We start from the raw sequence: 24056 nt of genomic DNA, 5'->3' as shown, positions 1-24056 counted from the left end.
CCTAGGGGCGGCCGCGGGAGGGCAGCGAGACCACGAGCACCGCGACCACCACGAGCGCCGCCGCGATGGGGGTGGTCCAGTCGACGCCGTGGCCCTGGCCGGGGGCGATGAGATCGATGGCGATCGAGCCGACGAGCTGCCCCGAGATCGAGCACAGCCCGAGCAGCAGCACCCCCGTGACGCGCACGGCGGTGGCCAGCCCGAAGATGAAGGTGACGCCGAGCGGACCGCCCAGGTAGAGCCACCAGTCGGCCGACACGAGCGCGGGGAGCGAGGCCGGGAACCCGCCCACGAGGAGCGCGTGCACCAGCGCGACCAGCACGAGCACGCTCGCCCCGGCGACGAAGTTGAAGAGCGTCGAGCTCACGGCCGATCCGGCGGCTGCGGCGACCCGCCCGTTGGCGGCCTGCTGCACCGACTGCACGACGCCGGCTCCGAACGGCAGCAGGAGGAGCCACACCGGGACCTCGGGATCGATGTGCGCGGCCACCGACCACACCACCACGGCCAGCGCGATCCCCGCGCCGAGCACACGGCGCACCGTGAGGTAGCGTCGGCCGCCCGGCCCGAATCCGATCCGGTCGACCACGAGACCGCTCATGGTCTGGCCGCCGATGAACGCGATCGTGAAGAGCGAGACGCCGACGAGAGCTGAGGCGAGGCTCTGCGTGAGCACGAAGACGGCTCCGCCGACACCACCGAGCAGCATCCAGCCGGGAAGCCGCCCGGCACGCACCTCGGCGAAGGCCTGCCGCACCCCGTGCCGCGCCGAGGGCGTGAGCGCCACGATGACCACCACGATCACGAGCCCCACCGTGAAACTGAGGGCAGCGGCGGTGTAGCCGTCGCCGAGCCGCCGGCCGAACTCGCCGTTGACGCGCGACTGGGTGGCCATGAGCACGCCGCACCCGACGGCGACGCCGACCGCCGCCCAGAGGGGCAGGCGGCCGGCGATCGGCGTGCTGACGGAGGTCATGCGGTGCGGCGGAGGCCTACTTCGTGCCCTGCGAGGTCACGTCGGTGTCGGCGGAGATGTCGCGCAGGATCTCGTCGCCCGGCACGACCGTGACCATCTCGGCCTCGATCTCGGCGCGGCCGAGCAGCTCGTGCATGCGGCGACCGCGGCTGCGGCCGATCAGCGTCACGACGGTGCCCTTCTTGCCGGCGCGGCCGGTGCGGCCGGCGCGGTGCAGGTAGGTCTTGTACTCGTCCGGGGCATCCGCCTGGATGACGAGGTCGATGTCGTCGACGTGGATGCCGCGGGCTGCGACATCCGTGGCCACGAGCACGTTGACCCGGCCAGAGGTGAGCATCTGCAGGTTGCGGGTGCGCTTGGCCTGGTTGAGGTCGCCGTGCAGGCTCGTCGCCGGGAACCCGGCGTCTTCGAGCTGCTCGGCGAGCATCTCGGCGTAGGCGCGGGTGCGGGAGAAGATGAGCGTCTTGCCCTCGCGGTCGGCGAGCTGCTTGATGACGTCGCTCTTGTCGCGGCTCTCGACGATGAGCACGCGGTGGTCGATGGTGGAGGACGCCTGGTCCTCACCCGCGACCTCGTGCACGCTCGGCTCCACGAGGAACTCCTCGACGAGCTTCGCCACGCCCTTGTCGAGTGTCGCGGAGAAGAGCAGCTTCTGGCCGCCGTCCTTGGTGCGGCGGAGGATGCGCTGCACCGGCTCGAGGAACCCGAGGTCGCACATGTGGTCGGCCTCGTCGAGCACCGTGATGGTGACCTCGGAGAGGTCGAGCCGGCGCTGCTCGATGAGATCCTCGATGCGGCCGGGGGTGCCGATGATGATGTCGACGCCGCGCTGCAGCGCGCCCACCTGGCGGTGCTGCGAGACGCCGCCGTAGATCTGGGTGGTGAAGAGGCCGACCGAGCGGGCGATGGGCTGCACCGTGCGGTCGATCTGCAGGGCGAGCTCGCGGGTGGGGGCGAGGATGAGCGCGCGGGGCTTGCGGCCCGGCTTGCGGTTGGCGCCGCCGCCGTTCTCGAGCAGGCGCTCCACGAGGGGGGCGCCGAACGCGATGGTCTTGCCGGAGCCGGTGCGGCCTCGGCCGAGGACGTCCTTGCCCTGCAGCACCATGGGGATGGTGGCGGCCTGGATGGGGAACGGGCTCTCGGCGCCGAGCTCGGCGAGCACCTTCACGATGTTGCCGCCGAGACCGAGATCGCCGAAGCTCACACCCTCGACCTCCTCGGCGAGCGTGGCCGTGGCCTCGAGGCGCTCGAGCACCACGTCGTCGTCGCCGTGGTTGCTGCCGTAGACGGGCTTGGAGTCGCGGCTCGGGTAGAAGTTCGACGAGCGGTCGGCGCGGTCGGCTCCGGATGCGCGGTCGTCGCGGTCGAACGAGCGCTTCGGGCGGTCGTCGAACGAGCGCGCGGGCCGGTCGTCGTCGCGGCGCGCCGGACGGTCGTACCCACTCGTGCGCGGCGCGCGGTCGTCGCGGTCGAAGCTGCGCTTCGGGCGATCATCGAACGAACGCGACGGGCGCTCGGTGCGGTCGACCGAAGGGCGCTGGTAGTCGTTGGTGCGCGGGGCGCGGTCGTCGCGGTCCCACGAGCGCTTGGGGCGCTCGGTGCGCTCGGCGGGGCGGAAGTCCTTCTCGGGGCGGGTCGAACGGTTGAAGCCGTTCTCGTCGACGCGAGGGGCCTTGCCGGTCTTGCCGGCAGCGCGCTCGGCCGCCACGGCGGCGCGACGCTCCTCGTTGCGGGCGTCGTTCCACTTCTGGCGGTCGGTGCGGGCCGGGGCGCCGCCGCGCCCGCCGCGCTCGTCGCGGCCGTACGCCGGACGCTCGTCGCGGTTGTACGCGGGGCGCTCGCCGCGCTCGTAGGAGGGACGCTCGCCGCGGTTGTACGCCGGGCGCTCGCCGCGGTCGCCGCGCTCGTAGGCGGGACGCTCGGAGCGGCCGGTACCGGTGCCCGACTTGTTGAAGCCGTTCTCGCGGTTCGGGCGCTCGTAGCCACCGCGGGCCGGGCGATCACCGTACGAGCCGCGCTCAGGGCGGTCACCGTACGACGGACGCTCGCTGCGGTCATTGCGGTCGCTGCGGTCGTTGCCGCGGAACCCACCGCGCTCCGGGCGGTCGCCGTAGCCACCGCGCGCCGGGCGGTCGCCGTAGCCACCACGCGCCGGACGGTCGCCGTACGACGGACGCTCACTGCGCTCGCTGCGATCGTTGCCGCGGTAGCCGCCACGCTCGGGACGATCGCCGTAGCCACCACGCTCCGGGCGGTCGGTGCCGCGGCTGCTCGGGGCAGCACCGCGAGCCGACCGGTCGTCGGCACTCCAGCGCTGCTTGCGCGGTGACTCGTCGGACTCGGGGCGGTAGCCGCGGTGGCTGGGGCTCCGGCTGCCGGCCTTGGGGCCGCCCTTGCCGGGGGTGCGGGGCTCGTAGTTCTTGGCGGGCTTGAAGCCGCCGGACTTGTTGTTCTTGGGCATGGTTCTTTCCGGGTTATCTCGAAGTGCGCACACCCCAGCGCTCGCTGGGAGTGATTTCCAGAACCCGGCTATCTGCTATCCGGGGCCGTGTCGTACGCGACGTTCACCAGTGACCAGCGCATCTGCGCACTGACTGGGAAACCGGCCCACCAGACTTACAAACCCTTCCGCGATGCAACTCGCGGTGTCCAGAGCCGACTGACCAACATTACACGACCCAGCGCGGGGAATCCACCCCCGAGAATCCAGTGCCGCTACTCCTTCGTGCCGCCAGCCGTGAGGCCGCTCACGAGGAAGCGCTGCGAGAACAAGAAGATCACGAGCACGGGCGCGACCGACAGGATGGTCGCGAGAGCCAGCACCGGCAGCGAGATCGTGACCGATCCGGCGGTCGTGGGATTGAACAGCGGCACATTCGACAGCAGCTCCGCGAGCCCCACCTGGATGGGCGACTTGCGACCAGGCACCATGACGAACGGCAGGAAGTAGTTGTTCCAGTTGCCGACGAGGCTGAAGAAGCCCACGAGCGCGATCACGGGCGTCGCGAGCGGCATCGCCACCTGCGCGAACACCCTGAACTCCCCCGCGCCGTCGATGCGCGCGGCGTTCAGCAGATCGCGCGAGACCGCCGTGGAGAAGTAGATGTAGGTGAGGTACACCCCGAACGGGAAGAACGAGAACGGCAGGATGACCGACAGCGGCGTGCCCACGAGCTTCAGTGCGCTGAGCTCGAGGAAGATCGGCAGCACGAGCGCCGTGTTCGGGATGAGCATGACGATGAGCGTCGTGACGAGCAGCGCCCGGCGGAACCGGAACTCCACCATGGCGAGCGCGTAGCCGGCGGGGATGCTCACGACGAGGGTGATCACGAGCGCGACGCCCGTGTAGAGGGTGGCGTTGCCGAGCCAGACCCAGACGATGCCGTTCTGGAACGCCATGAGCTCGCCCCAGTTGGCGGCGAGGGTCTCGAAGCCGCCGAAACTGAACGGGTTGTCGAGCAGCAGCTGCCTGGCGGTCTTGGTGGGCGCCAGGATGAGCCACGCGATCGGCACCACGAAGAACAGCAGGAACACGCCGATGACGCTCCAGGCGAGCACCCGCCCGATCCACCGGCCGGGGCCGGGGGTCAGGCTGCGCGAGCCGCGCGGCGCATCCGTTTTCACGGTGAGTCGTTCACTCGCGCTCAAAGAGACCTCCACGGAAGACGAACAGCGCCGACAGGCCGGCCGCGACCACGAGGAGCAGCAGCGAGATGGCCGCGGATCCGTTGAAGTCGTTCTGGCGGAAGGCGAAGAGATAGGCCAGCTGGTTGAGCGAGTAGTCCGGCGGCACGACGCCCTTGGACGCCTGCGAGAGCACGCGCGGCTCGACGAACAGCTGGGTGCCGGCGGCGAGCGACATGACCGCCATGTAGGAGATCCACTTGCGCATGAGCGGGATCTGGATGTGCCAGGCGGTGCCGATGGGGCCGGCTCCGTCGATGCGCGCCGCCTCCATCACCTCGACGGGGATGTTGTTGAGCGCGCCGTACATGATGATGATCCAGCCACCCGCTCCCGCCCAGAAGGCGATGAGCGTGAAGATGACGGGCAGGTTGTCGATCGAGACGGTCTGCACGAAGGTTTCGAACCCGAACAGCTGCAGGATGCCCGCGACCGGGCTCACCGCGGGGTCGAGCAGGAACAGCCAGAGCATGACGCTCGAGGCTCCGGCCAGCGCGCCGGGGATGTAGAACAGGAACCGCGACGCCGACGACAGCCAGCGCACCCGGATGGCGTGCACGAGCAGCGCCAGCAGCACCACGAGCAGCGTGAGCGAGACGAGCCAGATCGCCACGAACAGCGCCACGTGCTGCACCGCGGGCCAGAAGCGGTAGTCGGCGAACACCTTCACGAAGTTGTCGATGCCGACGAAGGCGCCGTTCTTCGTGAACGCGAGCACGACCGCGTAGATCGCGGGCACGATGCCGAACGCGACGAGCAGGATGGCGTAGCCGCTGGAGAAGATGTAGCCGATGCGGGTCTGGCTCGCGTCGGGCTTGCGGCGCCGGCGGCCCGGCCGCCGAGCCTCCTCCTGGAGGGGCTCGACGGCCGGGGCCGTGATCTGGGCTGTCGTGGTGATGATGCTCGCCTATCTTCTGGACCGTATGGCTGCTGGACCGTGCGGCTACTCGACCGTGTAGCCCTGGACCTGGGCCTCGTTGAGGATCTGCTCCTGCCACTCGGGCACGACGTCCGCGATGGTCTTGCCCTCGGCGAGCGCGGGCACGACGACCGCCGCGTACGCGGTCTCCGGGCTGAAGCTCGGGAAGCCCCAGCCTCCCCAGACACTGCCCGCGGCCTTCTGCACGGCGGCCTTGAAGTCGCCGGCGAAGAAAGCGCTCTCGGCCTGGGCGTCGAGCCAGGTGGAGGCGGCCTCGTCGTAGGCGGGGAGACCGGAGTTCAGCTCGGCCGACTCCTCGGAGGAGGTGGCGAACTCGAGGAAGGTCTCGACGGCGTCGAGGTTCTTCGAGTGGCTGGAGGCGTACCAGACGCCGCCGCCGACGTTGCCGGTGACCTCGTCCTCGCCCTCCCAGTAGAGCGGATCGGCTGCACCGAACGTACCGGGCTCGGCGTTGACGCTGTCGGGGTTCTGGAAGAGGGCCCCGGCGTACCATGCCGGCCCCGGCATGGCGACGATCTTGTCGGAGTAGTTCTCCACGAACGGGGCGCTGAACACGCTGTCCTGCACGAGGGTGCCGTTGGCGGCCATGCCGTCGAGCAGCTCCGTCATGGCGACCGAGTGCGGGTCGTCGAAGTCGGAGGAGAAGGTGTTGCCGTCGAGGGCGAAGATGGGGGCCTGTGCTCCCCAGTAGTAGACGTAGGTGCCCACGAACGAGTCGCCGATCGAGCCGAGGATGTAGCCGGGGTGCTCGGCGGCGAGCTTCTCGCCCATTGCCTCGTACTCCTCCCACGTGGTGGGGATCTCGTAGCCGAACTCGTCGAGGAGCTTCTGGTTGTACCAGAGCACCACGGGCGCGAGGTCGTTGCGCAGACCGTAGACCGAGCCGTCGACCGTCATGGGGTCGTTGGCGCCATCCGTGAACCCGGCGAGGAAGTCGTCGCTGAAGTAACCCTTGTTCAGCGGGGCCGCGAAGGCCTGCACGCCGTTGGTCTCCTTGGCGGCCCACGACGCGTCGTTGGTCTGGGTGGAGAACACGACGTCGGGCCAGCCCTCGCCCGACTGGTCGAAGAGCGCGACCTTGGTCTGGAACGAGCCGGAGCCGCCGGCGTTGCCGTCGTAGGTCTCGATCGAGATCGGCACGTCGGGGTTGGCCTCCTCGAAGGCCTTGGCGACGGGCTCGCGCGCGGCGTCGACCCAGACGGTGATGGTGCTGCCATCCTCCTGGTCGGCGGTGGCGAAGCCGTAGTCGCTGTTGACCTCGCCGGATCCGCCGGCACAGCCGGCGAGAGCCGCCACCGTGAGGGCGGCCGTAGCGGTCGCGAGTATGCGGGCGGCCTTGCGGCGGTGCTGTCCTGCCATGAGCGAGTCCTTCATGTCGGCGTCGTTGTCGATCCGCTGTGGTCGAGCGGTGGAGCTATCAGATCATACATCTTACGTATGAGCAATAGTTAGCGCTGCCATGCCGCGGACGGCAGTTTACTAGGATGTGCGCATGACCCTGTCGAGCACCCCCTCCCGCACCGGGATCCCCGCGAGCGGCGAGCGCCGGGCGCCCGCCACCCGGCTCGGTGTCGCGGTGGTGCACGACCTCGTCACGGCGATCGTGACCGGCTCGGTGAAGCCCGGCGACCCGCTGCCGCCCGAGGGCGAGCTCGTGAACGCGTTCGGCGTGAGCCGCACCGTCATCCGCGAATCCGTGAAGCGACTCGAGGAGAAGGGCATGGTGACCGTGGCGCAGGGCCGCGGCACCGTGGTCACCCAGCCCTCGGAGTGGAATCTGCTCGACCGGGTCGTGATCTCGTCGATGATCGAGAACGACGAGACCCTCGGCATCCTGGACGAGCTCGCGCAGGTGCGCGGCGACCTGGAGTCGTCGATGACCGCGGAGGCTGCGAGGCGACGCACCGACGACGACGTCGTGGCCCTCCGCGAGGCGCTCCAGGTGCAGCGCGACGCGCTCGGCGACCTGGATGCCTTCCAGGCGCTCGACCGGGCCTTCCACGACGTCATCATGGAGACCTCCGGCAGCCGTCTCGCCGAGTCGATCGCCCACACCCTCGTGCAGCGCGCGAGCGAGTACGCCCGGTTCCACGGCGAACCCGGCCCCGAGGCGCTCGCGCTCACCCTCGTGGAGCACCAGCAGGTGCTCGACGCGGTCGTGGCGGGAGACGCCGAGGCGGCGGGCTCGGCCATGCGCGAGCACATCGCGCAGTCGTGGGAACGCCGCCGCCTGCCCCGCTAGGAGTTCTCGCCCACGACCCGCGGCATTCAGCTCTGCGGGCGGATGCGGAGGGTCGTGAGGCCGCCGTCGACGTCGAGCGCGGTGCCCGTGGTCGAGGAAGCCGCGGGGCTCGCCAGGTAGGCGATCGCGTGCGCGACCTCCTCGGGCGTGACCATGCGGCCTGTCGGCTGACGGGCGTCCAGGGCGGCACGCTCGGCCACCGGGTCGTCGTACTTCTTGAGGTAGTTCGACACGAAGGGCGTGTCGACGGTGCCGGGGCGCACGCAGTTGACCCGCACGCCCTCCCGCACGTGGTCGACCGCCATGCCGTAGGTGAGCGCGAGCACAGCGCCCTTCGAGGCGCTGTAGAGGGCGCGTTCGGGGATGCCGTTGTTCGCCGACACCGAGCAGGTGTTGACGATCGCGGCGTGCTCCGAGCGCCGGAGCCATGGGAGTGCGGCCGCCGAGACCCGGGCCACGCCGATGACGTTGATGTCGAGCACCCGCCGCCAGTCGTCGTCGCTGTTGGCCTCGACGGTGCCGATGGCGCTGACGCCGGCGTTGTTCACGACGATGTCGATCCCGCCCGCCCACTCGGCCACAGCGGCGACCGCCGCATCCACCGACTCGCGCGAGGTGACGTCGGCGGCGAAGCCCGTGAGCCCCTCGGGGAGGCCCTCGGCGTTGAGGTCGAGCACGGCCACCCGGGCGCCCCGCGAGGCGAGGAGCAGGGAGGTCGCGAGGCCGATGCCCGAGGCACCGCCCGTGACGATGGCGGTCAGGCCCTGGAGCTCCCCGGCAGGCGATCCGGGCGATCCGGGCGATCCGGCGTTCTGCGCGTCACTCATGGCTCACGAACTCCTGGCGTGCACGGCCGAGGCCGTCGATCTCGAGCTCCACGACGTCGCCCACCCGGAGGTAGGGCTGCCCCTCCATGCCCATGGCGACTCCCGCGGGGGTGCCGGTGTTGATGATGTCGCCCGGCCGCAGCACCATGAACTGGCTGAGGTACCAGACCACGTGCGCGACCCCGAAGATCTGGTTGGCGGTGGAGCCGTTTTGCCGCAGCTCGCCGTTCACCCAGAGGCGGAGGCCGAGGTTCTGCGGGTCGTCGAACTCGTCGGCGGTGGCCACCCACGGGCCGAGCGGGTTGAAGCCCTCGCAGCTCTTGCCCTTGTCCCAGGTGCCGCCGAGCTCGAGCTGGAACCGGCGCTCCGAGACGTCGTGCGAGAGCACGTAGCCCGCGATGTGCTCGCGGGCCTCGTCCACCGAGTCGAGGTAGCGGGCGGTGCGGCCGATCACGATGCCGAGCTCGACCTCCCAGTCTGTCTTCTCCGATCCGCGCGGGATGGGCACGGTGTCGGATGCCCCACCGAGCGTCGACGGATCCTTCATGAACACGACGGGCTCGGGCGGATACGGCGCACCGGTCTCGTCGGCGTGGTCGCGGTAGTTGAGGCCGATGCAGACGATCTTCGTGGGCTGCGCGAGCGGCGCGCCGAGCCGGGCCTCCTGGTCGGCGAGCGCCGGGAGGGAGCCCACGTCGAGGGCCGACTGCGCCCGCGCCGGGCCGTCACCGGCGAGGAAGTCACCGTCGATGTCGCCCGTCACCGACGAGAGGTCGTAGGCGACCCCGTCGACGAGCACGGCGGGGATCTCGTGGCCCGACGGGCCACGGCGTTGGAACTTCATGCGAGCTGCTTTCTGTACTCGGGGCGGGCGGGCTTCTGAAGGAGGGGTGTCACGGGCCGGGCACGAGCCGAAGCCCCGCGCGCTCGGGTCGCACGTGCGGGCCCGCCGGAACGCGCCAGCCCTCGGCCGAGTCGAGTGCGGCGATGGCCTCGAGGTCGACGACGATGCCGAGGCCGGGGGTGTCGCCCAGCACGATGCCGCCGTCGGCGATCGTCTGGTCGATCGTGAGTCCCACGGGCGCGCCGAGATCCTGCACCTCGGTGGTGAGGTGGTTGGGCACGGCGGCAGAGGCGTGCGCCACCGGGTTGCCGTTGTAGCCGACGGGACTGACCGGCAGGTCGCGGCCGTGCGCGATCGCCGCCACGCGCAGGAAGTGCGTGATGCCCCAGACCATGCCGGTCTGCACGATGTCAACCGCACCCGCGGCGAGCAGCGGGCCGTACTGCTCGAGCCCCACGAGGTTCTCGCCCGTGGCCACGGAGGCGCGCACGGCCCGGCCGACGACGGCATGGCCCTCGGCGTCCCACCGGCGCACGGGCTCCTCGATCCAGGTCAGCGGCACCTCGGCCTCGACCTGGGAGACGTAGCGCACGGCCTGCTTGCGGTTCCAGGCCTCGTTCGCGTCGAGCATGAGGGCGGGCCTCGGCGAGTTGCGGCGGAGAACGTCGCCCACGGCCTTGAGGCGCGCGATGTCGGTGTCGGCGTCGAGACCGCCCTTGAGCTTGGCGCTCGAGAAGCCGCGCTCGGCGTAGCGCTCGTAGAGGGCCACGAGCGCCTCGTCGTCGAGAGAGATGTCGAGACCCGAGGCGTAGCCGGGCACGAAGCGGTCGCGCGCGCCGAGCGTTCGCCAGAGCGGCTCATCGGCCATCTTGGCCTTGAGGTCCCAGAGCGCCATGTCGATCGCGCCGATGGCGCCGAAGGTGGCGCCGGCGTGACCGGTCTTGAAGACGTGGGCGAGCATCCGGTCGTAGAGGGCCACGACCGCGCGGGGGTCCTCTCCCTCGACCGCGGGGAAGACCCGGGCGATGTCGGAGTGGGCTCCGAGGCCGACACCCGTGAGACCGCCGTCGGTGTGCACGAGCAGCACGCCCACCTCGGTGACGCCTCCGGCGATGACGCCGTTCACGTCGCCCACGGGGCGGCCCCAGTCGTGCACGGTACTGAGGCTGGTGAAGCCTGTGATCTTCATGCTCTCCCCGTGTCTGTCGGCAGCGACGTCAGGAAAGAGCATACATCACATGTTCTATCATTCTAGACGGGATAGCAGCGCTGCCCACAACTCGGGCGGCACCGCGGCCGCGTAGAGGTCCGCGTTGCGATCGACCTGCTCGGCCGTGCGCATGCCGAGGGTCACGTCGACCACGGCCGGATGCGCGAGCGGGAAAGCGATGGCCGCCTGGGGCAGCGTCACCCCGTGCGCTTCGCACAGCTCGGCGAGTGCCACGGTGCGGGCGCGCAGCTCGGGCGGCACGGGGCCGTAGTCGTAGCGGGCGTCCGGGGCGGGGCGGTCGGTGGCGAGAAGCCCGGAGTTGAACACGGCGACCGCCACCACCGCCTTGCCGTGGGTCACCGCCGCCTCGAGCGCCGGCAGCGCCGCCTCCCGCTCGAGCAGCGTGTAGCGGCCCGCGAGCATGGCGACGTCGATCGCATCGGCCTCGAACAGGGCGGCGAGCTGGCCCGCGTCGTTCGTGCCGACACCGCGGGCGCCGATGACGCCCTGGTCGCGGAGCTCCGTGAGGGTCTCGGCGGCCTGCCAGGCGGCCTTCTCGTCGAACTGGTCGGGGTCGTGGGCGTAGACGATGTCGACGTGGTCGGTGCCGAGGCGCTCGAGGCTCTGCTCGATCGAGCGCAGGATGCCGTCGCGGGAGAAGTCCCACTGCCGGCGCAGGGTGTCGGGCACCACGAAGTCGGGGTCCTGGCCCTGCGGATTCTCGTTGGGCACGAGCAGGCGGCCCACCTTGGTCGAGAGCACGTACTCGTCACGCGGGCGATCGGCGAGGGCGGCGCCGAGGCGGCGCTCGGAGAGGCCGAGGCCGTAGTGGGGCGCGGTGTCGAAGGAGCGGATGCCGCGCTCCCACGCGCGGTCGACCGCCGCCCGGGCGTCGACGTCGGAGGTCTCGCGGTAGAGGTTGCCGAGACTCGCCGCCCCGAAACCCAGCTCGGTGAGACGCAGCGCCGTGCCCGGCAGGGCGCGCTCGGGCAGCGCATCGCCCGGCAGGGCGCGCTCGGGCAGGCGGGAGTCGGATGCGTTCTCGGCGGTCATGTGGTCGCTCCGTAGGTGCGGCGGGCTGTGGCGGAATCGAGGGCGAGCTGCTCGTCGGGCGAGAGGGCGGCCGACCAGGCGAGGTGGTCGCCGAGCCAGGAGCCGTAGTCGTCGGCGAGGCGCACGAGCGGCCAGTCGGAGCCGAACATCAGCCGATCCGCCCCGAACGCGTCCAGCGCGAATCCGCCGAGGCGCTCGAGCCGAGCACGGTCGCCGCGCACGGCGATGCCCGAGATCTTCGCCACCATGTTCGGGAGGTCGGCGAGGGTGCGGAGGTCGCGCTCCCAGGTCGCCACCTCGTCGCGGGCGGCGGCTCCCGGCGGCTGGCCCAGATGGTCGAGCACGAAGAGCACGTCGGGGTGGTCCGCCGCGACCCGCGCGGCGAGCTCGAGCTGCCAGGGCCGCAGCACGAGGTCGAAGACGAGACCGGATGCGGCGAGCACGTCGAGACCCCGCGACACCTGGGGCCGCAGCAGCCACTCGGGATCAGGATCGACGTGGGCCAGGTGGCGGAGTCCGGCGAGCCGGTGACCACCGGGGCCCTGCCGGAGCTCGGCGAGGCGCGAGTCGAGACCGGGAGCGTCGAGGTCGGCCCAGCCCACCACCGGACCTCGAGCGGCGCGGAGCAGGTCGGCGGTCTCACCGGAGTCGTTCAGGGCCTGCACGAGAACGCCGCCCGCGAACTCGACCCCGTGAGCGGTCGCGGCCGCGCGCGCCACCTCGTGGAGTTCCGCCACCGAGAAGTCGCGATCGATCTCGGGCAGCGACTCGTCGATCCAGTCGATGGGGGTGCGGGCGCGATCCCAGACGTGGGCGTGCGCGTCGACGATCGAGCGCCTCGTGCCGCGGCCGGCGGCTGCGCGTGCGGTCACGGCAGGTGCCAGACCTCGGTGAGCGGCGCCCAGCGCTCACCCGCGGGCTGGTCGGCGAAGAGGGGCACCTGGCAGGGGTCGGTGCGGGTCCACCACTCGCGGGTCACCGGATCCTCGCCGATCCGGGCCATGTCGGCGTCGTGATCGGCTCCCGTGTATTCGTAGTAGGCCACGAGGAGGTCGCCGCGCACGAAGATCGTGTAGTTGGTGACGTTGCAGGCCGAGAGCGTGGCCTCCACCTGCGGCCAGACCGCAGCATGCAGCCTGAGGTACTCCTCACGGAGCCTCGGGTCGACGCCCACGATGAGCGCGTGCCGCTCGATGCCTTGCCCCACGTCGATGCCCCTTCGCCCGAAACCGTTCGGCAACATCATACATATGCTCTTTGCCGGGCAGGCACGTGGAGGGCGACGAACGGCGAGCGACGTGTAGCCCGCTGCCGCTACTCCCCCAGCTGCGGGATGACCTCGCGCGCGAAGAAGTCGAGGTGGTCGAGGTCGTGCAGGTCGAGCATCTGCAGGTACACCCGCTCCACCCCCTGCTCGCGCAGGGCCCCGAGCTTGTCTACGACCTCCGCAGCCGTGCCCGCGAGACCGTTCACGCGCAGCTCCGCCGGCTCCCGCCCGATGGCCGAGGCGCGGGCGGTGAACTCCGCCTCGGAGGCACCCGCCGCGGCCACGAACGCGGCCGAGTAGACGATGTCATCCGGGTCGCGGCCGAGCTCCGAGCACGAGCGCCGCACGTTCTCGAACAGCCCCGGCAGCGTGCCCGGGTCGGGGAACGGCACGTTGAACTCGCTCGCGAACCGCGCCGCGAGGAGCGGAGTGCGCTTGGCGCCCTTGCCGCCCACGATCACGGGCAGCGGAGACTGCACGGGCTTCGGCAGCGCCGGCGAGTTCTCGAGCGAGTAGTGCTCACCCTGGAACGAGTAGGTCTCTCCCGGCTCCGTGGCCCACAGGCTCGTGACGATCTCGAGCTGCTCCTCGAGCAGGTCGAAGCGCTTCGGCGGGAACGGGATCCCGTAGGCCCGGTGCTCCTCGTCGAACCAGCCCGTGCCGAGCCCGAGCTCCACCCGGCCGCCCGACATCTGGTCGACCTGCGCCACCTGGATCGCGAGGATGCCGGGGTAGCGGTAGGTCACCGACGACACGAGCGTGCCGAGCCGGATGCGCGAGGTCTCGCGGGCGAGCCCGGCGAGCGTCGTCCAGGCGTCGGTGGGGCCGGGGCCCGGATCGCCGTCGCCCATCCGCAGGTAGTGGTCGGAACGGAAGAACGCGTCGAAGCCGAGCTCCTCCGTGGCTCGAGCCACGGCGAGGAGATCGTCGTAGGTGGCGCCCTGCTGGGGTTCGGTGAAGATTCTGAAGTCCACGCCCCCAGCCTAGGCGGGCCGGCGACGGATGCGCAGGGCCGCCGGCATCGCACCGGCCGCCACCAGGAGCGCGGCGAGACCCAGCCATGGAGCGGGCTCCGAACCGGTGGCCGCGAGCGTGGCTCCCGCACCGGAGCCGGCCGGGCCGGACGACCCGCCGGAGCCGTCCCCGCCGGAGCCTCCGCCGCCGTTGTCACCGCCGCCACCTCCGCCGCCCCCGCCGCCACCTCCGCCGTTGTCGGCTGCGAGCACGGTCACCGGGGTCCACCCCGCAAGCGCTCCCTGCACCGACACGAACGCGAGCGAGTGCTCCGCCGAGGCAGCACCCGCCGGCACGAGCCCGGCCGGAACCGGCACCGAGACCGCACCCGTGGCATCCGCCTGCACCCAACCGGCCGCGGTGGGCGTGGAGAACCACCAGGCGTGGTACCAGGATTTGGGCTCGAGGCCCGACGCCGTCGCCGTCCCGCCCGCCTTCACGCCTCCGGCGACCGCCGACGTACCGGCGAGCGCGACATCGCCGCGCGAGCCGTCCGTCAGCTCGGCCGCACCGGGCTCGCGGGCGATCGAGGTGTCGAGCACGGCGACGTGGGTGAGGTCGAGGTCGTAGCGGTACTCGATGCCGAGGGCGCCGTGGCCCCAGAGGCCCTCGAGGTCGATGGTCGCCGTCCAGGTCGAGCCGTCGAGCGTGAACTCGCCTCGGCGCGGGTCGTCCTGCTCGTTGGAGGAGTAGACGAAGCCGACGCTCTCGAGATCGATCGCATCCGGGACCGTGAGGGTGACCGAGTCGCCCTCGAGCAGCAGCCAGCCGTCGTCGGTGGGGAGCGCCGGGGTGGCAGTCGCACCGCGTGGGAGCGGGTCGCCGAGGCCCGACTGCAGCGTAGAGGTCTCGCCGGGGAACACCATCACGCCGCGGATGAACGCGTCGGAGTAGCCCGCGGGCGGGTTCGTGACCGAGAGGTCGTAGTAGCCGGGAGGCAGGTCGCCTGCGAGCGCGACGCCGCTCGCGTCGGTCACGAGGTCGAGCATCGTGCGGGTGTCGGCGTGGTCGACGAGCGAGACGTCGACGCCGGGAAGCGGGGTGCCGTCGGGCGCCGTCAGCGTGAACTGCAGGCTGCCGGGCGCGAGCAGCTCGGCCGCGATGCCCGGGATGTCCTCGGCCGGGACGACCTCGAGCGGGGTCGCGTCGGCGACGGCGGAGGCGTTCTGCCAGTACTCGTCGATGATCCACTGGCCGTGGTAGCGCGTGTAGAAGGCGAGGCGGTGCTCGCCGGCCGCGGTGTGCACGCGGAACGTGCCGTCGTCGTTCACGAACGTGGCCCCGTACTCGGCCTCGAACGGATCCTCGGGCGGCGCATCCTCACCCGTGAAGGGCACCACCACGGTGTGGACGGCGGGCGTCGACCCGGTGAGGGTCGCGAGCACGACCGTTCCCGAGATCTGGCCGCCAGGGGCCAGCGCGGAGTTCACGAACAGGGTGTCGGAGGAGGGGTTGACGCGCACGGGCTCGGCGTCGTCGAGGCGGAGCGCGTCGGGGTAGTAGGCGGGGCCGTAGCCGTAGGGGGCGGCCTCCGTCTCGGTGCGGAAAGGCTCGAAGTGCACGGCGTAGTCGCCGGCCGGCACGTTCTCGATCGTATAGGCGCCGTCGGCACCGGCCGTGCCGCGGTACTCGAAGCCCTCCTCGGGCGGGATGGCGTAGACGTGACCGGCGAGCGGCTCGCCCTGGTCCGTGAGGAGGAGACCCGAGATCGAGCCGGCCGTGGGCGACGGGTCGGGCCCAGGCGCCGGATCGGCGAGGGCGGGGCCCGCGGCACCGGCGAGCACGAGGGCGCTCGCGAGTGCACCCGCGAGGGCCGTCGTGACGGCCGAGGCGGCCTGCCTGGACACATGGACGGCGCGCAGTCGCTTCACAGCAGCTCTCCCCCGGGAGTCGATGCCCGGCCTGGGCGGCACGGGCGCGCCTCGACTCTAGCGACGGGCAGCACGGCCGCGGGTGGCGGGCACGGGGATCTCCGTGGGTGCGGATCCGGCCGTCAGCGCGGGTGGCGGTTCCGCGGGTCGCGCGGATCCCGGCGCGCACGTGGCCCGGTGGCGCGGAGGGCGCCCGCGAGCCCCGCGACCGTGAAGACGAGGGTGGCGATGAGCACGACTCCCACGGGCAGCGTCCACTCCCCCGTGGCGTCGTGCACGGCGCCGATGAGCGCCGGCGAGGTGGCGCCCAGGGCGTAGCCGACGCCCTGCACCATGGCCGAGAGCCGACGGGCGTGGGTGCCCGTCATGGCGAGCTGCACGATGAGCATGAACACCACCGTGATGCCGCCGCCCTGTGCCACGCCGCCGAGGAAGCCCCAGGCCAGCCAGGCGTCCGGGGCCAGGATCATGCCGAGCGGGAAGCTGATCCAGAGCGCGGCGACCACCCCGAAGGTCACCGGGATGCCGATGCGCTGGGAGATCAGCGGCACCCCGAGCGCCCCTACCACCGCGGCGATCTGGAACACCGACGAGCTCGTGCCCGCGGCCGACGCCGAGTAGCCGACCTCGTCGACGAGGATGCTCGGCAGCCACGCGGTGAGCCCGTAATAGGAGAAGGCCTGGCCGGCGAAGGCCAGGGCGAGCAGCACCGCCGAGAGGTTGCGCCAGGTGCGCGGCTCGGGTGCGGCGACGGGGATGCCGCGGGTGTCGATGGCCACGGTGTCGAAGGCGCCCGTCTCGATGGCGGGCTTCAGCGGGCCCCAGCGGAACGCGGCGCGGCCCGTGGCCACGAGCCATGCGGCGGCCGCGAGCACGACGAAGCCGATCCAGGCCGCGAGTGCCCCGCGCCAGCCGAACGCCGCTGCGAGCGGCACGGTGGCGAGGGTCGTGATCATCGAGCTCACGTTCATGGCCGACGTGTAGGCGCCCGTGACGATGCCCACCCGGGCGGTCGGCACGTCGCGGCGGATGATCACCGGGATGACGACGTTGCCGATCGTGATGAAGGCGCCCATCACGATGGTGCCGACGAACGTGGCCTCCACGCCGCCGGCCGAGCGCACGATCGAGCCGATTCCCACCCCGAGGATGGCGACCGTGGTCGCGACGTTGGCCCCCGCCTTGCCCACGAAGATCGAGGCGAACGGCGTCATCACCGCGAAGCACAGCACGGGCAGGCTCGTGAGCAGACCGATCTGGGCGGCGCTGAGCACGAGGTCCTGGCCGATGTCGCCCGAGACGGGTGCGACCGCCACGATCGGGCCGCGCAGGATGAAGCCGATGCAGACGATGCCGGCCACGAGCAGCCACGGGAAGCCCGAGCGGTTCGGTCGATCCATGGCGAGAAGGTCCTCATTCCCGGGCGCCGCCGACGCCCACGGCGGAGCGTCGTCGGCGGGGGTGGTGCGGGGCGAGACCCACTTTACGCCGGACAACGACCGACGGCGCACGGGCAGGATCGCGAGCCCGGCCAGGATGGCGAGCCTCTACGCGCGCGAGCCGATCACCACGGTCTGAGGTCGAGGTCCGCTCCGGCGGGCGGCCGGGGCCTGCACCGGCGTGGGGGCGGGCACGACCCAGCCGATCTCGACGGGTCGGCGCCTGCGCCTCAGGGCCGCCGCCGAGAGCAGCAGACTGACCAGCAGCAGCACGGCCATCACGAGCAGGGCCGTGACGACCGTGCCGCCCGATCCGCCCGTGAAGATGGCCTGGATGCCCGACACCGCGTAGCTCAGCGGGCTGATGGCGCTGATGGCCTGGAACGGTCCGGAGAGGATCTCGATGGGGTAGAGCCCTCCCGTGGAGGCGAGCTGCAGCGCGAGCAGCACGAGCGAGACGATCGCGCCGATCCGGCCGAAGGCCGTGGCGAGCAGCTGATGGAAGGCCGTGAACGCGAGGCCGACCACGAGGGAGAAGCCGAGAGTGGCGGGCAGCAGGCTCCACTCCACGCCGAGCGCGAGGTGCAGGAACGCGACGATCGGCACGACCTGCAGGGCGGCGAACACCGCGGCACGCCCGAAAGTGCGGAGGGTCAGGCGGCCGGTCGACACCGAGGAGGCGAGGACGCCCGCCGAGAACGGGCGGAGCCACAGGAACAGGGCCAGTGCGCCGAGCCAGAGTGCGACGGGCAGCAGGAGCGTGGAGACGACCTGCCCGATCTCGCCGACCTGGTTCTGGCTCGTGACGTCGACCGTCACGGGCTGGGCGATGACCTTCGACGCCGCCTCGGGATCGTCCGAGACGTTCGCCGAGAGCTGGTCTGCGCCGGTGGAGAGGCCATCGGCGAGGGTGGTGGCGCCGTCGCCGAGCTGGCCGGCACCGGATGCGATCTGCTGGGCGCCCGGCACGGTCTGCGCGAGGCCGGTGCTGAGCTGGCCCACGCCGTCGGCGAGCTGGGTGGCGCCGGGTGCGGTCTGCGAGAGGCCCGAGGCGAGCTGGCTCACGCCGTCGGCGAGGCCGGAAACGCCTGACGAGATGTCGGCACTGCCGGTGGAGATCCGCGCCGCCCCGTTCGCGGCATCGGCGATCCCGCCTTCGAGCTCAGGAAGGCCGGCGACTTCGCTCGTGAGAACCGTGCCGCCTGCCGCGAGCTCCTGCAGTCCGCTCGACAGCTGACCGAGTGCAGTCACGTACTCCTCGGGGATTCGAGGATCGAGGGCGGCTCCGTCTGACAGCTGCTGCGCGGCGGCCGCGGTCTGCGAAACTCCACCCGTGTAGTCGGCGATCCCCGTGCTGAGCTGACCCAGACCGGTGGTCTGGTCGCGCAGCGTGCCGAGCCCTGTCGCGAGCTCGTCTACGCCCGTCGTGTACTGCGTGACGCCCACGCTCAGTTGCGTCGCTCCGTTGGCAGCGTCGGTAGCACCCGACGAGAGCTGGCCGAGGCCGTCGGCGAGCTCCGAGGCCCCTGTGGTGGCCGAGGCGGCTCCCGAGCTCAGCTGGGTGAGCCCATCGGTGAGCTGGGTGCCGCCCGAGGCGAGTCCGTCGGCTCCGGTGGCGAGCTGCGAGGCGCCGTCGGCGGCATCCGAGAGGCTCGTGCCCACGGTGCCGAAGCTCGTGTAGATGCCGTTCACGACCTGGGCCGTGATCTGCTGGCCGAAGCCGGCCTGCACGGCGGAGGCCACGGTCGAGGCGAGCACGCCCTGGAGGTAGCCGTGCGAGTCGTCGGTCTCGATGTGGATGAGGCTCTGCTCGGGGGTGGGGGTGCCGAGGGTGTTGATGTCGGCCGAGAAGGTCTTCGGGATGGTGAGCACCGCATAGTAGGTGCCATCGGCGAGTCCCTTCTCGGCGTCGGCCGAGTTCGTGACGTTCCAGTCGAATCCGGTCTCGCCGCTGCCGGTGAGCTCGGTCACGACGGCTCGGCCGGCGAAGTTGACCGACTCGGTGCCGTCGGGGTTCGTGGTGGTGGTCATCTCGTCGTTGTTGACCACGGCGGCCGGCACCGAGGAGAGGTTGGTGTCGGCGTTCGCGAGCGCACCGGAGAACAGGCCGTTGACGGCGAAGGGTGTGAGCACCACGGCGAGCGCGGTCAGGGCGACGAGGACGATCCTGGTGCGGCGGCGGGATCGCGGGGTGGGGATGGAGGTCGGGGTGCTCATCGGGTGCCCTCCTCGGGCAGGTCGGTCGTGCGGTTCGTCGTGCGGGAAGCTACGGGAGTGTGTTCAGCCAGATCGATGCGCACGAGCGGCCGGTCTCCCGTGGAGGCATCCGGAGCCGTGTGCACCGCGTGCAGGGTCGCGGCCCCGAACAGCACCGTGGCATCCGGTTCGGCGATGCCGGCGACGGCCCGCACGAACTCGGGGGTGGTGGAGTGCGGGGTGGTGGAGTGCGGGGTGGTGGAGTGCGGGACGTCGCCGTCTCCGGCGTCGATCACGAGCACTCTGGCGCCGTCGGCGACCCCGAGGGCGACGGTCACGAGCGACTGCGCCATGGGGCTCAGTTCACCCAGTGTGCGGTGGATGCTGATGGGCCGTTCACCCTCGATGGGCTCGAGAGCGCGGTTGACGCGGTCGACGAGATGCTCGGCGGCACCCCGCGGCACGGCCCGGAACCAGCCGCGGGAGAGGCGGAGTCGTTCCTTGAGGGCGTCGCCGACGGCGGTGGAGAGGTCGGGGCGCCGCGACTCGAGGTCGACCAGGGTCACCAGCTTGGCCACGGCTCCGGATTCCGACGGCACGCTGAGGCCGAGCACCTGGAGGTGACCGGCGGCCGGTGCGATGCGGCCGGCGATGGCGGCGCCCACGAGACGGCGGGAGGCGGTGGGGCCCGTGAGCACGGCCACGGCGCCCAGCGGGATGCGGAAGGTCGCGGGCGGTCCTGCGCCTTCGACCTCGAGGCCCTCGGCGCTCACGGCGTCGGCGCGGGTGCCCGTGCCAGTGCCAGTGCCCGTGCCGGTGGCCCGCTCGGTCCACGCGCGCTGCTCGATGTGCTCGCGGAGGCTCTCACCCTCGACGTCGACGTTGGGCAGCAGCCGGTCGAGCCACTTCGGCAGGTACCAGGCCTTGTCGCCGAGCAACGTCATGATGGCGGGCACGAGCGTCATGCGCACGAGGAACGCGTCGACTGCGACCCCCACCGCGAGGGCGAGCGCGATGGCCTTGATGGGGCCGTCACCCTCGGGCACGAACGCGAAGAAGACGAAGAACATGATGAGGGCGGCAGCCGTGACGACCCGTGCGCCGTGCTGGAACCCGATCCGGATGGCGCGTCGCGCATCCCTCGACTTCACGTACTCCTCGCGCATGCCGGAGACGAGGAACACCTCGTAGTCCATGGCGAGGCCGAAGAGGATCGCCATCAGGAGGATCGGCAGGAAGCTGATGATGGGGCCCGTGGCGTTGACGTGCAGGAGGTCGGCGAGCCAGCCCCACTGGAAGACGGCCACGGTGACGCCGAACGAGGCGCCCACGGAGAGCACGAAGCCGAGGGCCGCCTTGATGGGCACGGCGATCGAGCGGAAGACCATCGCGAGCAGCAGGATCGAGAGTCCCACCACGAGGATGCCGAACGGCACGAGCGCGTTGGTGAGCTGCGTGGAGACGTCGATGGCCACGGCGGTCTGGCCGCTCACCACGACGGGGGTGCCGTAGTCGGCCTCGATCTCGCCCTTCATGTCGCGGAGGCGCTCGACGAGCTCCTTGGTGTCGTGCGAGTCGGGGGCGGTGGTGGGCACCACCTGGAAGATGGCGGTGTCGAGCGTCTCGTCGGGGAGGCCCGGGCCCACGGTCGCGACGCCGTCGACGGCCTCGAGGTCGCTGCGGATGCCATCGAGATCGTTCTGGATGTCGGTGGTCTGCGTGATGTCGGCCACCACCACGATGGTGCCGTTGTAGCCGGCGCCGAACTTCTCGGCCACGGTGTCGTAGGCCGTGCGGGCGGTCGAGCCCTCGGGCTGGGAGGCGGCGGTCGGGAGGTTGAGGTCGAGGCTCGCGACGGGGATCGAGGCCACGCCGAGCAGGCCGACGACGGCGACGATGAAGACGATCGGGGCCTTCATGACGAGGGCCACCCACCGGCCGCCCATCGAGGGCTTGAGGGGCTTGGTGGGCTTGTCGGTCTTGGTGGGCGTGTCGGTCTTGGCTGGCCGGGTGGGTTCGGCGGCGTCGTGTGTTGTCGCATCCGGTGCCGCCTGCCGGCCGCGCTTCTGCTCGTGCTCGCCCTGCGCGTCGTGCTCGGCCGCGGCAAGTGCACGGCGGGCGGCACGGGAGCCCGGCTTCGGGATGAGCCTGCCCTTCGCGATGCCCAGGATGGCGGGCAGCAGCGTGATGGCGATCGCGACGGCCACGAAGACGGCGAACGCGGCGGCGACACCCATGACCGAGAGGAACGGGATGCCCACCACGAGGAGGCCCAGCAGCGCGATGATGACGGTGAGGCCTGCGAACACGACGGCGGCACCCGCGGTGGCGACCGAGCGTGCGGCCGACTCCTCGGAGTCGATCCCGGCGGCCAGTTGGGTGCGGTGTCTCGAGAGGATGAAGAGGGCGTAGTCGATACCGACCGCGAGGCCGATCATGACCGCGAGCATGGGGGCGGTGCTCGAGACGGTGGTGAAGGCCGAGGCGAGGATGATGCCGCCCATCGAGATGCCCACGCCGAGGAGGGCGGTCAAGAGAGGGAGGCCGGCGGCCAGCAGGGATCCGAAGGTGATGAAGAGCACGATGCCCGCGAAGAGCACGCCGATGGCCTCGGTGGGGGTGAGGCCGAACTCGACGCTCTGGAAGACCTCGCCGCCGAAGGAGACGGTCATGCCCTCGCTCTCGAGGGTGTCGCCGGCGGTCATGACCTCGTCGAGGGTGGCATCCGTGACGTCGGTGGCAGGGCCGTCGAACTGCACCTTGAGGAGGGCTGTGGTGCCGTCTTCCGAGATCGCGTTGGTGGCGTACTCGGAGTAGGGGGAGATGACGGCGGAGACCTGGTCGAGGTCGGCGATGTCGTCCGAGACCGCGGTGATCTCCTGTTCGACGGCGTCGTCGTTCACGTTCTGGCCGTCGGGGGCCACGATCACGACCGTGGCGGCGGCGCCGGCGGCGGAGGGGAAGAGGTTCTCGAGCTTGTCGATGGCCTGCTGGGATTCGGTGCCGGGGATGGTGAAGCTCTCGGCGGTCTGGCCGCCCAGGGCGAGTCCGCCGCCGAGGATGGCGGCGAGCCCCAACAGCCACGCGATCACGACGTACCACGCCTTGCGGTAGGCGAATCGGCCGATGCGGTAGAGCAGGGTGGCCACAGGGAAGCTCCTCGGGTGTGCGGTCGTGTTCGGGTGTCGTGCGTTCGTGTCAGTTCGACAGGGGGGTGATGAGTTCGCCGACGACGTCGATGAGGGCTTCCCTGACCTCGTCGATGTCGTCGATCTCGGTGGCGCTCGGGCGGGAGGCCACCATCACGTAGGCTGCGCCGGCGAGGGCGACACCCAGGCGGATGCGCTGCTTGGTGGTGGGCAGGCCCGACATGAACGACTCGCCGATCCGGTCGATGAGGCCTCGGGCGCGGTCGACGGTGGGGATGTCGGAGAGGGTCTGCCCCTGGTTGATGATGATGTGGGCGGCGAGACGGTGGTCGAGCAGGAGGTCGACGAAGTCGGCGGTGAACTGGGCGCGCGAGTCGCCGGAAGTGGCCTTCTCGACGATGGAGTCGAGGAACTCCTCGAGCTCGGCCACGCTCGGGGCGAGTGCCTCCTCGAAGAGCGCCTCCTTCGAGCGGAAGTGGTAGAGCACGCTCGACTTGGAGTAGCCCGCGGCGTCGGCGATCTGCTGCAGGCTCGTGCCCGTGTAGCCGTGCTCGGCGAACATCTCGAGTGCGATGGATCGGAGTTCGGCCGCGACATCGGTCTGCGGGCGGGTGATCGGCTGGGGCGTGGGCACGATGTCGAGATTATTCTGACCGATCGGTCAGCGCCTGCACGATCGGTCAGACTGTGAGCCTTCTGCCAGTTATGCTTCTACCCGTTCGAAGGAGAACCCATGCCTGATCCGCTCGTTGCGGTCGTGTCGTTCCTGCCGCTGCCGGGGCGGCGCGACGATGTGGTCGAAGCCCTGGGTCCGATCATCGAGATGGTGCAGGCCGAGCCCGGCTGTCTTCTCTACGCTCTGCACGAGGCTTCCGACGGCACGCTCTTCTTCATCGAGAAGTGGGCCTCGAAGGCGGATGCCGATCATCACGGCAGCACGAGCGCCGCGCTCCCCCTGTTGGCCGAGCGCCTCTCGCCTCTGCTGTCGGCCATCCCTGTCATCACCGAGCTCACTCCCCTGCCCGTGGGCACACCGCAACAGGGCAGTCTCTAACCCACCGCCACGGCACGAATCGTCAGAATGGCGGCGGATCATCGCCACCTCGAATGTCGTCGCCTGGGCCGGTGGGCGTCGTGCGGCAGGTGGCGCCGAGTGGTGATCGCCACTCGAGGGTGCGGGATGCCGGGCCGGTATCGGGTGGGCGGGCGACCTGCCAGCCGCCCTCGTGCTTCAGGTGATGGTGGCCCGTGCAGAGGTGGGCGAGGTTCGACGCGGTACTCCGACCCCCGTGCGCCCAATCCACCGTGTGATCGAGCTCGCAGCGGGCGGCCCGGCGCCCGCAC

At 71.1% G+C, this 24056-nt stretch carries 20 protein-coding genes; 3 read left to right on the top strand and 17 right to left on the bottom strand.

Annotation, left to right across the window (positions count from 1 at the left end):
• Position 1 precedes the first annotated feature (1 nt).
• The 5 genes from N1028_RS11830 to N1028_RS11810 all read right to left on the bottom strand — a co-directional run bounded on the left by N1028_RS11830 (position 2) and on the right by N1028_RS11810 (position 6959).
• Positions 2 to 976 (bottom strand): DMT family transporter, encoded by a 975-nt coding sequence (locus tag N1028_RS11830; protein ID WP_259529151.1) that lies wholly within the window; start codon positions 974 to 976, stop codon positions 2 to 4.
• A 16-nt stretch (positions 977 to 992) separates the two neighbouring features.
• Positions 993 to 3437, bottom strand: coding sequence for a DEAD/DEAH box helicase (locus N1028_RS11825; RefSeq protein ID WP_259529149.1), 2445 nt, complete (start codon positions 3435 to 3437; stop codon positions 993 to 995).
• A gap of 254 nt (positions 3438 to 3691) precedes the next feature.
• Positions 3692 to 4624 carry a carbohydrate ABC transporter permease gene (locus N1028_RS11820; RefSeq protein ID WP_259529147.1) on the bottom strand — a complete coding sequence of 311 codons (933 nt, stop codon included), beginning with the start codon at positions 4622 to 4624 and terminating at the stop codon, positions 3692 to 3694.
• A complete protein-coding gene (locus N1028_RS11815) occupies positions 4611 to 5399 on the bottom strand; it encodes a carbohydrate ABC transporter permease (RefSeq protein ID WP_259529145.1) in 789 nt (262 codons plus the stop codon). The genes N1028_RS11820 and N1028_RS11815 overlap by 14 nt, the downstream gene beginning before the upstream one ends.
• Before the next feature lie 204 nt (positions 5400 to 5603).
• Complete coding sequence (locus tag N1028_RS11810; protein ID WP_259529143.1) at positions 5604 to 6959, bottom strand: ABC transporter substrate-binding protein; 1356 nt, start codon at positions 6957 to 6959, stop codon at positions 5604 to 5606.
• A 133-nt stretch (positions 6960 to 7092) separates the two neighbouring features.
• On the opposite strand from N1028_RS11810, the gene N1028_RS11805 reads away from it, so the two are divergent.
• Positions 7093 to 7842: a FadR/GntR family transcriptional regulator gene (locus N1028_RS11805; RefSeq protein ID WP_259529141.1), complete on the top strand. Its 750-nt coding sequence runs from the start codon at positions 7093 to 7095 to the stop codon at positions 7840 to 7842.
• 26 nt (positions 7843 to 7868) lie between these two features.
• Here the strand turns inward: N1028_RS11805 and N1028_RS11800 are convergent, their stop codons facing one another.
• The 9 genes from N1028_RS11800 to N1028_RS11760 all read right to left on the bottom strand — a co-directional run bounded on the left by N1028_RS11800 (position 7869) and on the right by N1028_RS11760 (position 17328).
• On the bottom strand, positions 7869 to 8669 hold the full coding sequence (locus N1028_RS11800) for an SDR family NAD(P)-dependent oxidoreductase (RefSeq protein WP_259529139.1): 801 nt from the start codon (positions 8667 to 8669) through the stop codon (positions 7869 to 7871).
• Complete coding sequence (locus N1028_RS11795; protein ID WP_259529130.1) at positions 8662 to 9513, bottom strand: fumarylacetoacetate hydrolase family protein; 852 nt, start codon at positions 9511 to 9513, stop codon at positions 8662 to 8664. Before N1028_RS11795 ends, N1028_RS11800 begins: the two co-directional genes overlap by 8 nt.
• A 49-nt stretch (positions 9514 to 9562) precedes the next feature.
• Positions 9563 to 10702: a mandelate racemase/muconate lactonizing enzyme family protein gene (locus N1028_RS11790; RefSeq protein WP_259529128.1), complete on the bottom strand. Its 1140-nt coding sequence runs from the start codon at positions 10700 to 10702 to the stop codon at positions 9563 to 9565.
• 57 nt (positions 10703 to 10759) lie between these two features.
• A complete protein-coding gene (locus tag N1028_RS11785) occupies positions 10760 to 11776 on the bottom strand; it encodes an aldo/keto reductase (protein WP_259529127.1) in 1017 nt (338 codons plus the stop codon).
• Positions 11773 to 12648 (bottom strand): amidohydrolase family protein, encoded by an 876-nt coding sequence (locus N1028_RS11780; protein WP_259529125.1) that lies wholly within the window; start codon positions 12646 to 12648, stop codon positions 11773 to 11775. Before N1028_RS11780 ends, N1028_RS11785 begins: the two co-directional genes overlap by 4 nt.
• Positions 12645 to 12983, bottom strand: a complete 339-nt coding sequence (locus N1028_RS11775) for an L-rhamnose mutarotase (protein WP_259529123.1) — start codon at positions 12981 to 12983, stop codon at positions 12645 to 12647. The genes N1028_RS11780 and N1028_RS11775 overlap by 4 nt, the downstream gene beginning before the upstream one ends.
• Positions 12984 to 13090: 107 nt before the next feature.
• Complete coding sequence (locus N1028_RS11770; protein ID WP_259529121.1) at positions 13091 to 14017, bottom strand: LLM class F420-dependent oxidoreductase; 927 nt, start codon at positions 14015 to 14017, stop codon at positions 13091 to 13093.
• 9 nt (positions 14018 to 14026) lie between these two features.
• The gene (locus tag N1028_RS11765) at positions 14027 to 15928 is read right to left on the bottom strand and encodes an MSCRAMM family protein (RefSeq protein WP_259529119.1); all 1902 of its coding nucleotides are present in this window, start codon (positions 15926 to 15928) and stop codon (positions 14027 to 14029) included.
• Positions 15929 to 16050: 122 nt separating this feature from the next.
• The gene (locus N1028_RS11760) at positions 16051 to 17328 is read right to left on the bottom strand and encodes an MFS transporter (protein ID WP_259529118.1); all 1278 of its coding nucleotides are present in this window, start codon (positions 17326 to 17328) and stop codon (positions 16051 to 16053) included.
• On the opposite strand from N1028_RS11760, the gene N1028_RS11755 reads away from it, so the two are divergent.
• Complete coding sequence (locus tag N1028_RS11755) at positions 17327 to 17506, top strand: hypothetical protein (protein WP_259529116.1); 180 nt, start codon at positions 17327 to 17329, stop codon at positions 17504 to 17506. The two genes, N1028_RS11760 and N1028_RS11755, sit on opposite strands and share 2 nt — an antisense overlap.
• Here the strand turns inward: N1028_RS11755 and N1028_RS11750 are convergent.
• Genes N1028_RS11750 through N1028_RS11740 form a run of 3 tightly spaced genes read right to left on the bottom strand, consistent with a single transcriptional unit; the run spans position 17476 to position 23346 of the window.
• Positions 17476 to 19584 carry a YhgE/Pip domain-containing protein gene (locus N1028_RS11750; RefSeq protein WP_259529114.1) on the bottom strand — a complete coding sequence of 703 codons (2109 nt, stop codon included), beginning with the start codon at positions 19582 to 19584 and terminating at the stop codon, positions 17476 to 17478. The two genes, N1028_RS11755 and N1028_RS11750, sit on opposite strands and share 31 nt — an antisense overlap.
• Entirely contained in the window at positions 19581 to 22712 is a 3132-nt protein-coding gene (locus N1028_RS11745) for an MMPL family transporter (RefSeq protein WP_259529112.1), read from the bottom strand. Before N1028_RS11745 ends, N1028_RS11750 begins: the two co-directional genes overlap by 4 nt.
• A gap of 49 nt (positions 22713 to 22761) precedes the next feature.
• A complete protein-coding gene (locus tag N1028_RS11740) occupies positions 22762 to 23346 on the bottom strand; it encodes a TetR/AcrR family transcriptional regulator (protein WP_259529111.1) in 585 nt (194 codons plus the stop codon).
• A 99-nt stretch (positions 23347 to 23445) separates the two neighbouring features.
• Between N1028_RS11740 and N1028_RS11735 the strand changes: the two genes are divergently transcribed.
• Positions 23446 to 23766 carry a putative quinol monooxygenase gene (locus N1028_RS11735; protein ID WP_259529110.1) on the top strand — a complete coding sequence of 107 codons (321 nt, stop codon included), beginning with the start codon at positions 23446 to 23448 and terminating at the stop codon, positions 23764 to 23766.
• The last annotated feature ends 290 nt before the right edge of the window (positions 23767 to 24056 follow it).

Origin of the sequence: Herbiconiux oxytropis (assembly GCF_024979315.1) — a bacterium.
GTDB classification, from domain to species: domain Bacteria; phylum Actinomycetota; class Actinomycetes; order Actinomycetales; family Microbacteriaceae; genus Herbiconiux; species Herbiconiux oxytropis.
This window is presented reverse-complemented; position numbering and strand designations above follow the sequence as displayed.

Excerpts from the sequence above, each read along its gene's own strand:
- N1028_RS11750 (WP_259529114.1), bottom strand. The coding sequence starts at position 19,584 with ATGAGCACCCCGACCTCCATCCCCACCCCGCGATCCCGCCGCCGCACC.
- N1028_RS11795 (WP_259529130.1), bottom strand. The coding sequence starts at position 9,513 with ATGAAGTTCCAACGCCGTGGCCCGTCGGGCCACGAGATCCCCGCCGTG.
- N1028_RS11760 (WP_259529118.1), bottom strand. The coding sequence starts at position 17,328 with ATGGATCGACCGAACCGCTCGGGCTTCCCGTGGCTGCTCGTGGCCGGC.
- N1028_RS11825 (WP_259529149.1), bottom strand. The coding sequence starts at position 3,437 with ATGCCCAAGAACAACAAGTCCGGCGGCTTCAAGCCCGCCAAGAACTAC.
- N1028_RS11805 (WP_259529141.1), top strand. The coding sequence starts at position 7,093 with ATGACCCTGTCGAGCACCCCCTCCCGCACCGGGATCCCCGCGAGCGGC.
- N1028_RS11755 (WP_259529116.1), top strand. The coding sequence starts at position 17,327 with ATGGCGAGAAGGTCCTCATTCCCGGGCGCCGCCGACGCCCACGGCGGA.
- N1028_RS11790 (WP_259529128.1), bottom strand. The coding sequence starts at position 10,702 with ATGAAGATCACAGGCTTCACCAGCCTCAGTACCGTGCACGACTGGGGC.
- N1028_RS11810 (WP_259529143.1), bottom strand. The coding sequence starts at position 6,959 with ATGGCAGGACAGCACCGCCGCAAGGCCGCCCGCATACTCGCGACCGCT.
- N1028_RS11735 (WP_259529110.1), top strand. The coding sequence starts at position 23,446 with ATGCCTGATCCGCTCGTTGCGGTCGTGTCGTTCCTGCCGCTGCCGGGG.
- N1028_RS11785 (WP_259529127.1), bottom strand. The coding sequence starts at position 11,776 with ATGACCGCCGAGAACGCATCCGACTCCCGCCTGCCCGAGCGCGCCCTG.
- N1028_RS11800 (WP_259529139.1), bottom strand. The coding sequence starts at position 8,669 with ATGAGTGACGCGCAGAACGCCGGATCGCCCGGATCGCCCGGATCGCCT.
- N1028_RS11830 (WP_259529151.1), bottom strand. The coding sequence starts at position 976 with ATGACCTCCGTCAGCACGCCGATCGCCGGCCGCCTGCCCCTCTGGGCG.